Genomic DNA, 12,321 nt, shown 5'->3' with positions numbered 1-12,321 from the left:
AAATCGATGAACGCGACGACCGCACCGGCACTTGCCGACCCGACCGACGACGAGGTGGCCGCTCTCGACGCCTGGTGGCGCGCGAACAACTACCTGACCGTCGCGCAGATCTACCTCAAGAGCAACGTGCTCCTGGAGCGTCCCCTGTCGGCCGACGACATCAAGCCGCGGCTGCTCGGCCACTGGGGCACGAGTCCGGGACAGTCCTTCGTGTACGCCCACCTGAACAGGCTGATCCAGCACACCGGGCAGTCGGCGATCTACCTGTCGGGGCCGGGCCACGGCGGCCCCGCCCTCGTCGCGGCCGGCTACCTCGAGGGCACCTACTCCGAGATCTACCCGGAGGTCTCCCTCGACTCCGACGGGTTGACCCGGCTCTGCCGGCAGTTCTCCACGCCCGGCGGGATCCCGAGCCACGTGTCGGTGACGACTCCCGGCTCGATCCACGAGGGCGGCGAGCTCGGGTACGTCCTGATCCACGCGTTCGGGTCGGTCTTCGACAACCCGGATCTCCTGACCGTGGCCGTGGTGGGCGACGGCGAGGCCGAGACCGGACCGCTCGAGGGCTCCTGGAAGGGCATCTCGTTCGTCAATCCGGCACGCGACGGCGCTGTGCTCCCGATCCTCCACCTCAACGACGGCAAGATCGCGAGCCCGACCGTGCTGGGTCGCAAACGCCGCGAAGACGTTCGCGACATCTTCACGGGACACGGCTACGAGGTGCTCGAGGTCGAGGGCGACGACCTGCCCGGCATGCATCACCGGTTCGCGGCGGTGCTCGCCGAGGCGTACGGCAAGATCAAGGCCATCCAGGACGCGGCGCGCGGCGGGGACTGGGACGGCGAGATGCCTCGGTGGCCGATGATCGTCCTGCGCACACCCAAGGGCTGGACCGGCCCGCACGAGGTCGACGGCGTGACGATCGAGGGCACCTGGCGTGCACACCAGGTGCCGCTGTCGGGCGTCCGCGAGAACCCCGAGCACCTGGCGCTCCTCGAGGCGTGGATGAAGTCGTACGGCCCCGCGGAGCTCTTTCCCGGCGGGAGGCCCAGCGCCGAGATCGAGGCGAACAACCCTCAGGGCGACCTGCGGATGAGTGCGAACCCCGCAGCCAACGGCGGTGTGCTCACGAAGGACCTCACCCTGCGCCCGTTCCGCGACTACGCGATCGAGGTCCTCCATCCCGCCGCCGAGCGCTTCGAGAACACGCGCGTCCTCGGCGCGATGATGGCCGACCTCTACCGCGACAACCCGGACAACTTCCGGCTGTTCTGCCCGGACGAGACCAACTCGAACCGGCTCGGTGCCGTGTTCGAGGTGAGCGATCGCGCGTTCATGGAACGGGTGACCTCCGACGACGTGAAGCTCTCGCGCGACGGACGCGTGATGGAGGTCCTGAGCGAGCACAACTGCCAGGGCTGGCTCGAGGGCTACAACCTCACGGGCCGGCACGGGCTCTTCGCGACGTACGAGTCGTTCGCGATGGTGAGCGCGTCGATGACCGTGCAGCACGCGAAGTGGCTCGAGGAGGCGAACCACCTCTCGTGGCGGGCCAAGATCCCGAGCCTCAACATCCTCCTGACGTCGACGACCTGGCGCAACGACCACAACGGGTTCTCCCACCAGGGGCCGGGCCTGATCAACGTCGTGCTCAACATGCGCGGCGCCGTGTCCCGCGTCTACCTGCCGCCGGACGCCAACTGCCTGCTCTCGGTCGCCGACCACTGCTTCCGGTCGCGGTCGTACGTGAACCTGATCGCCATCGACAAGCAGCCTCACCTGCAGTACCTGTCGATCGACGAGGCGGCCGAGCACTGCGCCAAGGGTGCCGGCATCTGGGACTGGGCCGGCAACGAGGACGGCGACAAGTCGCCCGACATCGTGCTGGCGTGCGCCGGTGACGTCCCGACCGCCGAGACCGTCGCGGCCGCCCAGCTGCTCAAGGAGTGGGTGCCGGACCTCACGTTCCGGGTCGTCAACGTCGTCGACCTGATGACGCTGCCGCGTCAGAAGGATCACCCGCACGGGATGTCCGCCTCCGACTTCGCGGGTCTGTTCACCGACGACGTCGACGTGCTGTTCGCATTCCACGGCTACCACGGCGCGATCCACAAGCTCGTGCACGGGCGCCCCACCGCGGACCGGTTCCACGTCCGCGGGTTCATCGAGCAGGGGACGACGACGACTCCCTTCGACATGACGGTGCTCAACCAGATGTCGCGCTACCAGCTCGTCGAGGACGTCCTCAACAACACGAAGGCGTCTCCGGCCAACGCGCAGGAGCTGCGGGAGCACTGCCGGCAGATGCTCGAGAAGCACCACCGCTACGTGCGGGAGCACCTCGAGGACATGCCGGAGGTGAAGGACTGGGTGCTGAACCCGGCGACCTGATCCGTACGGCTCCCCCGCGCCCCGTGCGGTGAGTGTGGTCCCACCGGCAGCCGGATCGGTGGGACCACACTCACCGCGTCCGTTCGTGTGACGCGGATGTAACACGCTGCACGTAGCCTCCCGGCATGGAGAGCCAGGCACGGGAGAACGTCCAGGCGTTCATCGCCGCCTGCGAGTACCGCCACATCCCGACCGACGACGTCTACAACCGGGTCCAGACCACGCAGGGTCGGCTGCTCACGTATACGACCTCGCGCAATCCGGTCACCGCGGGCTGGATCCTCCCGGCCTCGGTCCCGGTCGAGGACGCGACGCACGCCCTGGTGCTGCCGGTGGGACTCGTCTACGGCGCGACGACGGTACGGCGCAAGTCCGGGCGCAAGGAGCGCAACGGGGGTTCGTCGGCAGAGGCGTGGGTGATGCTCGAGGTGTGGTGGCGACCGTCGTCACCGCACGACCACGGCCTCACGCAGGCGATGTACGACTTCGTGACCGCGTGGGACCGCGCCCACGTGCGCTGACGGGAGTCGCGGCGCTTGCGTGCGCCGGCGCCGTCACACGCGGCGGTGGAGCAGGAACGGCAGCACCGCTGAGGCCCCCGCCGCGCGAAGCGCCGCGCCCACGATGGTGAACGGCCACAGCGAGGACGTGGCGTCGACCACGAGCAGCACCGTGCGGGCGTCGACGGCCGACTGCGTCTGGGGCGGCACGGTCACGGTGTCGCGCCAGAGCGCGGCCTCGTCTGCTGACGTCAGGTCGCGTACGTCGCCTCCGCTGCGGGGCGCGAGCTCGAGGTCTGCCCGGTCGAGCCGCCCGACTCCGGCAAGGTGGCCGGCGACGCTGTCGACGAGTCGGGTGAACCCCGCGGCGGGCAGCGCGATCGCCACCTCGGGGCGGCTCCGCCACTCTGTCTTCCATCGCGCGAGCACCTGGACGGACGCGTCCAGCACCTCCTGCGGGGCGGGACCGTCGGCGGCGAACATCGTCTGCACGGCCTCGCGCCACTCGGGGGCGTCGGCATGCACGATCGCCCGGCCAGGCTCGACGGCGCGGTCGGGCGGGATGCGGCCGCGCGTGCCGAAGGCTCCCCCGGGCCACATCTTGCGCGGCTCCAGCAGGTGGTCCTCGCCGCGCAGGACGCTCGCCACCGCGCGTACGGTCTCGGGTGCGGGAGCGGCGGCCAGCCCGTCGGGCAACGCGCCGCGGCACACCGAGCACCGGCCGCACGGTGCAGCCTCGGGGTCGTCGAGCGACTCCTGGAGCAGCTGCATGAGGCACCGCTCACCACGCGTGTAGGCGCGCATGATGTCGGCTTCGCGGCGCCGGACGGCCACGACGCCTTCGTAGTGCGCCGCGTCGTACGTCCACGGTGTGCCCGTGCGGATCCAGCCCCGCTCGACCCGCTCGGTGACGCCGTCGACGGCGAGCTGCTTGAGCATCAGCTCGACGCGACCGCGCCGCAGCCCCGTCTCGGCCTCCAGGCTGACGACCGTCGCCGGCGTCTCGAAGGTCGCGCCCTCCATCGCCGTGAGCATCCGCTCGACCTGCGCGGGCTGCGGGATCGTCGCGGTCGCGAAGTAGTCCCAGATGCCGTCGTCGGCGCCGGACGGGAGCAGCACCGCGTGGGCGTGGTCGATCGCGCGCCCGGCACGTCCGACCTGCTGGTAGTAGGAGACGGGTGACGGCGGAGCGCCGACGTGGACGACGAAGCCGAGGTCGGGCTTGTCGTAGCCCATCCCCAGCGCCGACGTCGCGACCAGCGCCTTCACCTTGTTGTCGCGCAGCGCGTCCTCGAGGCGTTCGCGCTCGGCAGCCTCGAGCTGGCCGGTGTAGGCGGCGACCGGCACCGACGCACCGTGGACCGCCTGGATGGCGGAGGTCAGCCGGTGCGCGTCGGCCACCGTGAGCGCGTAGACGATGCCGGACCCGGGAAGGGTCGGCAGGTGGTCGACCACCCAGGCGTAGCGCTCGAGCGGCGACAACCGGTCGACCACCGACAGCTCGAGGCTCGAGCGCGCGAGGGGCCCCCGCAGCACCAGGGTCTCGTCGCCGAGCTGGCGCGCCACGTCGTCGGTCACGCGCGCGTTCGCCGTCGCCGTGGTGGCGAGCACCGGAGTGTCAGGGTTGAGCTGCTGCAGCACGTCGGAGACGCGACGGTAGTCGGGGCGGAAGTCGTGGCCCCAGTCGGACACCGCGTGCGCCTCGTCGACGACCAGCAGACCGATGCGGCCCGCCAGCGAGTCGAGGACCCGCCGCCCGAAGCCCGGGTTGGCGAGACGCTCCGGCGACACGAGCAGCACGTCCACCTCGCCGGCGCGCAGCGCGCTCTCGATCCGGGACCACTCCTCGATGTTGGACGAGTTGAGGGTCTCGGCACGGAGCCCCGCGCGAGCAGCCGCTGCGACCTGGTCGCGCATCAGCGACAGCAGCGGCGAGACCACGAGGGTCGTGCCGTGGCCCTCGTCGCGCCGGATCGCGGTCGCGGCCCAGTAGACCGCCGACTTGCCCCATCCGGTCGCCTGCACGACCAGGACCCGGGCTTTCGGCTCCGACAGCGCCGCGACCGCAGTGACCTGGTCGGAGCGCAGCGACGCCTCCGGACCGGCGAGGGCTCCGATGACACGATCGGCGGCGGCGGCACGGGACGGGGGTAGCACGGATGCTGGGGCGGAGGGCATGGCCTCCACCGTACGCATCCGCGCCGACACCCGTCGTACGGCATCCACAGGGCCGCACGCCCGCTCTCCGTTTGAGGCGTTCCCACCCCAAACGCAGGGATCGCACCTCGAATTCGAGGTGCGATCCCTGGCGATGCGGTGTTGACACCCCAAACGTGGGGAGCGTGGCGAACGGACTCAGCGGAGCTTGTAGTCCTTCAGCAGGCTCCGGCCGATGATCATCTTCTGGATGTCGCTCGTGCCCTCGCCGATGAGCATGAACGCCGCCTCGCGGTAGAGGCGCTCGATCTCGTACTCCTTGGAGTAGCCGTAGCCGCCGTGGATGCGGAACGACGCCTCGACGACCTCGTTGCAGTACTCCGAGGCGACCATCTTGGCCATGCCGGCCTCGACGTCGTTGCGCTCGCCGGCGTCCTTCTTGCGCGCCGCCCGCACGACCATCGCGTGCGCGGTCTCGACCTTCGTGCCCATCTCGGCGAGCCGGAACAGGATCGCCTGGTGCTGCGCGATCGGCTTGCCGAACGTCTCGCGCTGCTGGGCGTACGCGATGCCGAGCTCGAAGGCACGGTTCGCGATGCCGACGGCACGGGCACCGACGTTGACGCGGCCGACCTCGACGCCGTCCATCATCTGGTAGAAGCCCTTGCCCGGCTCGCCACCGAGGACCTGCTCGGCCGAGATCTGGTGCTTGTCCAGGATCATCTCGGTCGTGTCGATGCCCTTGTAGCCCATCTTGTCGATCTTGCCCGGGACGGTGATGCCCTGGGCCGTCTCGCCGAAACCGGGCTCCTTCTCGATCAGGAAGGTCGTCATGTTGCGGTAGACCGAGTCGGCACCCTCGTCGGTCTTGGTGAGCACCGCGACCAGGTTGGACGATCCGCCGTTGGTCAGCCACATCTTCTGGCCGGTGATCGAGTACGACCCGTCGTCCTGCCGGGTCGCCTTCGTCGCGACCGCTGCCACGTCCGACCCGAGCGACGGCTCCGACATCGAGAAGGCGCCGCGCACCTCTCCGGTCGCCATCCGCGGGAGGTACTTCTGCTTCTGCTCCTCCGTACCGTGCTGCATCAGCATGTAGGCCACGATGAAGTGCGTGTTGATGACGCCGGAGACGCTCATCCACCCGCGCGCGATCTCCTCGACCACGAGCGCGTACGTCAGCAGCGACTCGCCGAGGCCGCCGTACTCCTCGGGGATCGTCAGCCCGAACAGGCCGAGCTCCTCGAGGCCGTCGACGATCGCCTGCGGGTACTCGTCCTTGTGCTCGAGCTCGGTGGCGACCGGGATGATCTCCTTGTCCACGAACTCGCGGACGGTCTTGAGGATCTCCTCCTGGATGTCGGTCAGACCATCGGTGGTGACCAGGCGGCCCATAGTGCTCTCTTCTCTGTGATCAGGTCCGGTGCTGGGGAGGTCGGCCGACCGTCAGTCGGTCGGCGGCTGCCACGTCGAGCTGCGCTGCATGCCGGCAGCGCGTCCCTTGGCCGAGATCACGAGCGCCATCTTGCGCGAGGCCTCGTCGATCATCTCGTCGCCGAGCATCGCCGAGCCCTTCTTGCCGCCGGCCTCCGAGGTGAACCAGTCGTACGCGTCGAGGATGTTCTCGGCGTGGTCGTAGTCCTCCTGGCGGGGGCTGAAGACCTCGTTGGCCACGTCGACCTGGCCGGGGTGCAGGACCCACTTGCCGTCGAAGCCGAGGGCGGCCGAGCGCGAGGCGACGCGCCGGTAGCCGTCGGTGTCGCGGATCTGGAGGTACGGGCCGTCGATGGCCTGCTTGTCGTACGCCCGCGCCGCCATGAGGATGCTCATGAGGATGTGGTGGTACGCGTCGCCGACGTCGTAGCCGGGGGGCTGCTCGCCGACGACCAGCGACTTCATGTTGATGCTGGCCATGAAGTCGGCGGGGCCGAAGATGATGGTCTCCACGCGCGGCGAAGCGGCCGCGATCGCGTTGACGTTGGTGAGGCCGAGGGCGTTCTCGATCTGTGCCTCGATACCGATCCGACCGACCTCGTACCCCATCGTCTTCTCGATCTGGGTGAGGAGGACGTCGAGCGCGACGACCTGCTCGGCCGTCTGGACCTTCGGGAGCATGATGCAGTCGAGGTTGGCACCGGCGCCCTCGACGACCTCGATCACGTCACGGTACGTCCACTGCGTGGTCCAGTCGTTGACGCGGACCACGCGGACCTTGTCGCCCCAGCCACCCTCGTTGAGCGCGGCGACGATGTTCTTGCGGGCGTCGGGCTTGGCCAGCGGTGCGACCGCGTCCTCGATGTCCAGGAAGACCTGGTCGGCGGGCAGACCCTTGGCCTTCTCCAGGAAGCGCGGGTTCGAGCCGGGGACGGCGAGGCACGAGCGCCGCGAGCGCAGGGCCTTGTCTTCGGTGGGCACAGACTCTTCAGACACGGGTCACCTCGGTGCTACGGGGATCGGATCAGGCCTGACTGTACCTACGAGTAGTGTTAACGACTAGTAACAGCGGTGTGAGTGTGACCCGCTTCTCACCCCCGCCTCAGTCGGAGTCGGGCACCTCGCTCGGGCGCGGCGGGCGCCGGGTCACGACAACTGCCAGGCCCGCCATGATCAGGGCGAGACCGGCGTACACCCCGGCTCCGGGCGCCTGGCCCAGCATCGCGGTCGCGAGCAGCGCGGCGCCCGGCACCTCGAGCAGCAGGATGAGCGACACGAGCATCGGGCTCATCACCGCGAGCAGGTGGTTGATCAGCGAGTGCCCGAGCAGCTGGGCGGTGACGGTGACCGCGAGGATCCCGACCCACGCCTGGGCGCTGAAGCCGACCAGCGGTACGCCTCCGACCAGGCAGGCCACCAGCAGAATCACGGCGCACGACCCGTAGCAGAGGAACGTGTAGGTGGTCGTGGACAGCGACTCCCGCGCCCGCGCCCCCGCGATCGTGTAGACCGCCGCCGTCAGACCACCGACCAGCGCGAGCAGGTCTCCGACCAGCGCGTCGCGCGACAGGGTCAGGTCCACGCCGGTGATGACGAGGACGCCTCCGAACGCGAGTCCGACGCCGAGGAGGACCATCGGAGGGATCGCCTTGCCGCGGAGCCGGTCGATCAGCGCGATCCAGCCGACCTGCATCGACACGAGGGCGATGGCGGCCGCGACCGACGTGAGCTTGAGCGCCGTCACCCAGGTGGCGAAGTGTGCAGCGAGCGCCGCTCCCGCGAAGAGGCACGTACGGAGGTCGGCCCGGGTCAGCGCCCGCAGCTCCCGCCGGTTGCGGGTCACCGCCACCGGCAGCAGGACCGCCTCCGCGAGGGCGTTGCGCCAGAAGGCGATCGCCAGCGCGGGCGCCTGCGTCCCCGCCATCAGCGGACCCGACAACGAGACGCCGAGGACGGCCACGGTCGCGAGCAGGACGTTCACCTCGGCAGTATGCGCTGCGGTGGGACGCCAGAGATCGACGACCACCCCGACGGCCGGGACCGGCCTATGCTGTCGCTCATGGAGCCTGTGGAGCCAGTCGCCGACTTCGATGCCCTGTTCCGGCGGGCGTTCGTGGCCGAGGTCGCGAAGAAGTCGGGGCTGCTCTGGATCATCTACGGCGGCACCTGGCACCCGGTCTGGCACGTGTGGCACGGCGATGCCGTGTGCGTGGTGGCCGGCGGCGACGAGCAGCCTCTGCCGGGCATCCGTGACGAGCGCGAGGTCGTGCTCGACCTCCGCGCGAAGTCCAACCGGGCCCAGGTGGCCAAGGTCCGCGCCGACGTCGAGGTGATCGAGCCCGACCACGAGGACTGGGACGACGTGACGGCGGCGCTGGCCGCCGACCGTCTCAACCTGTTCGAGGCGGACGAGGCCTCGGCACGCTGGGCGCGCGAGTGCGTCGTCGTACGCCTCCGTCCGACCGACCTCCTCGCGTCCCCGGCCGGGCAGCTCGGGACCTCGGACCAGCGCGAGCACCCGGTCGAGTCACCCGCACGGACCGTACGCGCCAGGCCGTTCTCCTTGCACCGGCAGCGACGCGCGCCGCGGTTGTCGGAGCCGACGGACTCATGACCGAGCCGGAGCTCGAGGTCGGCCGCCCCAAGAAGGCGGCCGCCGGCGTGCGCGGCGTCGCGGTGGCCCTCGACCGAACCGTCCGTGCGATGGGTCCGGTGCGCGCGACGAAGACCCTCGCCCGGCTCAACCAGGTCGACGGCTTCGACTGTCCGAGCTGCGCCTGGCCGGATCCCGAGCACCGGTCGGCGGCGGAGTTCTGCGAGAACGGCGCGAAGGCGGTCGCCGAGGAGGCGACCCGCACGCGTGCGACCCCCGACCTCTTCGCGTCGCACTCCATCGCGGAGCTGGACGCCCACGACGAGATGTGGCTCGGTCAGCGGGGACGCCTCACCCACCCGATGGTGAAGCGACCCGGCGCGACGCACTACGAGCCGATCGGCTGGCACGACGCGTTCGACCTCGTCTCCGACCACCTCGCCGCGCTGGAGTCCCCCGACGAGGCGGCGTTCTACACGTCGGGCCGTGCGTCGAACGAGGCCGCGTACAGCTATCAGCTGTTCGCCCGCGCCTTCGGCACCAACAACCTCCCGGACTGCTCCAACATGTGCCACGAGTCCACCGGTGTCGCGCTGCAGGAGACGATCGGCATCGGCAAGGGCAGCGTCCAGCTGCACGACCTGTACGAGGCCGAGCTGATCGTCGTCGCGGGCCAGAACCCGGGCACGAACCACCCCCGGATGCTGAGCGCGCTCGAGACCGCCAAGCGCCGCGGGGCGAAGATCCTCGTGATCAACCCGCTGCGCGAGACGGGCCTCGTCGCCTTCAAGAACCCGCAGAAGCCCCGAGGAGTCGTCGGTCCGGGGACCCCGCTGGCCGACCTCCACCTCCCGGTACGCGTCAACGGCGACCTCGCGCTGCTCCAGGCGATCGGCTCGCTGCTGGTCGAGTGGGACGCGATCGACCACGACTTCGTCGACCGGCACACGGTCGGGTACGCCGCCTGGGCGGCCCACGTCGCCGCCGTCGACTGGGACGTGGTCGAGACAGCGACGGGCCTCGGCCGCGAGCTGATCACCGAAGCAGCGACGATGCTGCGCGGGTCGAAGGCGACGATCTGGTGCTGGGCGATGGGGTTGACCCAGCACCGCAACGCGGTCGCGACGATCAAGGAGGTCGTCAACCTCGCGCTGGTCCGCGGCGACATCGGCAGGCGCGGTGCCGGCCTGTGCCCGGTGCGGGGTCACTCCAACGTGCAGGGCGACCGGTCGATGGGGATCTGGGAGCGCCCGCCGCAGCAGTTCCTCGACACGCTCGCACGGGAGTACGCGTTCGAGCCGCCGCGCGAGCCCGGCTACGACACCGTCGACTCGATCCGCGCGATGCGGGACGGCCGCGTGAAGGTGTTCGTCGCCCTAGGCGGCAACTTCGTCCAGGCAGCGCCCGACACGGGCGTGACCGCGGACGCGCTGCGGCGTACGGATCTCACCGTTCACGTGTCCACCAAGCTCAACCGGTCGCACCTGGTCTGCGGGCGCACCGCGCTCATCCTTCCCACCCTCGGCCGCACGGAGATCGACCGGCGACCGTCCGGCGAGCAGCACGTGACCGTCGAGGACTCGATGTCGGTGGTCCACGCGTCCCGCGGGCGGCTCGAGCCGGCGGGCGAGATGCTGCTGTCCGAGACGGCGATCGTCTGCCACCTCGCGGAGCGCACGTTGTCGCGTCGACCGGGAGCACCGCGGATCGACTGGGCCGCGATGCGCGACGACTACACCGTCGTACGCCGCCACATCGCCCGCGTCGTCCCCGGCTGCGCCGGTTACGAGGCGAACACCGACCGTCAGGGCGGGTTCGTCATGCCGCACCCTCCACGCGACTCGCTGACGTTCCCGACCGTCGCCGGGGCCGCGGTGCTCACCGTCTCGCCGATCGACGTGCTGCACGTCCCCGACGGCCACCTGCTGCTGCAGACCCTGCGCAGCCACGACCAGTTCAACACCACCATCTACGGGTTGTCGGACCGCTACCGCGGGATCGAGGGCGGACGGCACGTCGTCTTCGTGCACCGCGAGGACATCGCGACGCTCGGGTACGACGACGGCGACGTGGTCGACCTCGTGTCGGTGGCCGAGGACGGGTCTCAGCGGCGCGCTCCGGGCTTCCGGGTCGTGGGGTACGAGGTGCCGCGCGGGACCGCCGCTGCGTACTACCCGGAGACCAACCCGTTGGTGCCGTTGGACTCGGTCGCTGTCGGCTCGAACACCCCCACGTCGAAGTCCGTCGTGGTGCGGCTGGAGGGCCCGGGAAGGCCTCTTAATAGTTGAATCTCATACCACGCCGATGCGGTTCTTGTATTGGCCCTTTCATCGGTTATCTTTCTGTAGCACTGATCGTCCTGCCAGGAAGGCACCCCCCTGTGAACACCCTCTTCAAGCGCGCCTCCGCTGCCCTGGCGGGCGGCGCTCTCGCGTTCTCGGGCCTCGCGCTCGTTTCGGCCGCTCCGGCCGCCGCTGACACGCTCGATGGCGCACCCATCGGCAAGGCCGGCGCGCGGGTCACCGCCGCGACCCTCACGCCTCAGCGCCCCGTCGACATCCTCTCGGCCTCCGCGAGCAGCTACGTCGTCAACTCCGCCAGCGAGTACGGCAACATCGCCGTCCGCGGCTCGGCAGCGACCGACATCATCAGCACCTACACGATCACCGCCAACCTCTACCGCGGCGCGACGCGTCTCGGCTCGGTCCGGATCTACACGAACGGCAATGGCTACCTCACCTTCCCGAACCGCTGGGGCCGTGGCACCTTCCGCGTCGCCAACTTCCGTATCACGGGCACGCTGAACAGCGCCTACAACTACCAGAAGTTCGACTACGTCGACGGCGCCACCGGCGGCTACTTCACGGCGAAGTCGGCCCTCCCCTACTCGGCCGGCAAGGTCAGGTACCGGTACGGCTCCTCGAAGAAGGTCGCCACCATCAAGCTGAAGCGCTACACGACCTCGGGCTGGAAGAACTACAAGACCAAGGTTCAGCTGCAGCGCAAGAAGGGCGGCTGGAAGAAGGTCAAGACCCTGAAGCTCAACCGCAAGGGCAAGGCGTCGTACACCTTCTACTCCTCGAAGAAGTACAAGTACCGCTTCGTCGTCAAGGGCACGTCCACGACCGCCGGGGGCAAGTTCACCCTCTCGAGCAAGGTCTGACCTGCGCCTGCACCACGACGACGCCCCGTCACCGCACTCGCGGTGGCGGGGCGTCGTACGTCCGGCACGACGGCGCACCTCGA

Annotated in this window: 9 protein-coding genes; 5 read left to right on the top strand and 4 right to left on the bottom strand. The window is 69.8% G+C overall.

Going from position 1 to position 12,321, the window contains the following annotated elements; all coding sequences use genetic code 11:
• Nucleotides 1–6: 6 nt before the first annotated feature.
• Entirely contained in the window at nucleotides 7–2,391 is a 2,385-nt protein-coding gene (locus AB3M34_RS06225; protein WP_370618238.1) for a phosphoketolase family protein, read from the top strand.
• Nucleotides 2,392–2,516: 125 nt separating this feature from the next.
• Nucleotides 2,517–2,912, top strand: coding sequence for a hypothetical protein (locus tag AB3M34_RS06220; RefSeq protein ID WP_370618236.1), 396 nt, complete (start codon nucleotides 2,517–2,519; stop codon nucleotides 2,910–2,912).
• Between the two features lie 33 nt (nucleotides 2,913–2,945).
• Here AB3M34_RS06220 and AB3M34_RS06215 read toward each other — a convergent pair whose 3' ends face one another.
• The 4 genes from AB3M34_RS06215 to AB3M34_RS06200 all read right to left on the bottom strand — a co-directional run bounded on the left by AB3M34_RS06215 (nucleotide 2,946) and on the right by AB3M34_RS06200 (nucleotide 8,463).
• Nucleotides 2,946–5,069, bottom strand: coding sequence for a RecQ family ATP-dependent DNA helicase (locus AB3M34_RS06215; RefSeq protein WP_370618234.1), 2,124 nt, complete (start codon nucleotides 5,067–5,069; stop codon nucleotides 2,946–2,948).
• 177 nt (nucleotides 5,070–5,246) lie between these two features.
• The gene (locus AB3M34_RS06210) at nucleotides 5,247–6,443 is read right to left on the bottom strand and encodes an acyl-CoA dehydrogenase family protein (protein ID WP_370618232.1); all 1,197 of its coding nucleotides are present in this window, start codon (nucleotides 6,441–6,443) and stop codon (nucleotides 5,247–5,249) included.
• A 51-nt stretch (nucleotides 6,444–6,494) separates the two neighbouring features.
• Nucleotides 6,495–7,478, bottom strand: coding sequence for an HpcH/HpaI aldolase/citrate lyase family protein (locus AB3M34_RS06205; RefSeq protein ID WP_370618230.1), 984 nt, complete (start codon nucleotides 7,476–7,478; stop codon nucleotides 6,495–6,497).
• Between the two features lie 106 nt (nucleotides 7,479–7,584).
• On the bottom strand, nucleotides 7,585–8,463 hold the full coding sequence (locus AB3M34_RS06200; RefSeq protein WP_370618228.1) for a DMT family transporter: 879 nt from the start codon (nucleotides 8,461–8,463) through the stop codon (nucleotides 7,585–7,587).
• Between the two features lie 78 nt (nucleotides 8,464–8,541).
• On the opposite strand from AB3M34_RS06200, the gene AB3M34_RS06195 reads away from it, so the two are divergent.
• The 3 genes from AB3M34_RS06195 to AB3M34_RS06185 all read left to right on the top strand — a co-directional run bounded on the left by AB3M34_RS06195 (nucleotide 8,542) and on the right by AB3M34_RS06185 (nucleotide 12,238).
• The gene (locus tag AB3M34_RS06195) at nucleotides 8,542–9,096 is read left to right on the top strand and encodes a hypothetical protein (protein WP_370618226.1); all 555 of its coding nucleotides are present in this window, start codon (nucleotides 8,542–8,544) and stop codon (nucleotides 9,094–9,096) included.
• Nucleotides 9,093–11,363 carry an FdhF/YdeP family oxidoreductase gene (locus AB3M34_RS06190; RefSeq protein WP_370618224.1) on the top strand — a complete coding sequence of 757 codons (2,271 nt, stop codon included), beginning with the start codon at nucleotides 9,093–9,095 and terminating at the stop codon, nucleotides 11,361–11,363. The genes AB3M34_RS06195 and AB3M34_RS06190 overlap by 4 nt, the downstream gene beginning before the upstream one ends.
• A 92-nt stretch (nucleotides 11,364–11,455) precedes the next feature.
• The gene (locus AB3M34_RS06185) at nucleotides 11,456–12,238 is read left to right on the top strand and encodes a hypothetical protein (protein WP_370618222.1); all 783 of its coding nucleotides are present in this window, start codon (nucleotides 11,456–11,458) and stop codon (nucleotides 12,236–12,238) included.
• Nucleotides 12,239–12,321 lie beyond the last annotated feature (83 nt).

This window comes from Mumia sp. Pv4-285, assembly GCF_041320275.1.
Taxonomy (GTDB): domain Bacteria; phylum Actinomycetota; class Actinomycetes; order Propionibacteriales; family Nocardioidaceae; genus Mumia; species Mumia qirimensis.
The sequence above is the reverse complement of the archived record's forward strand: the minus strand, read 5'-3'. Positions and strand labels throughout refer to the sequence as shown.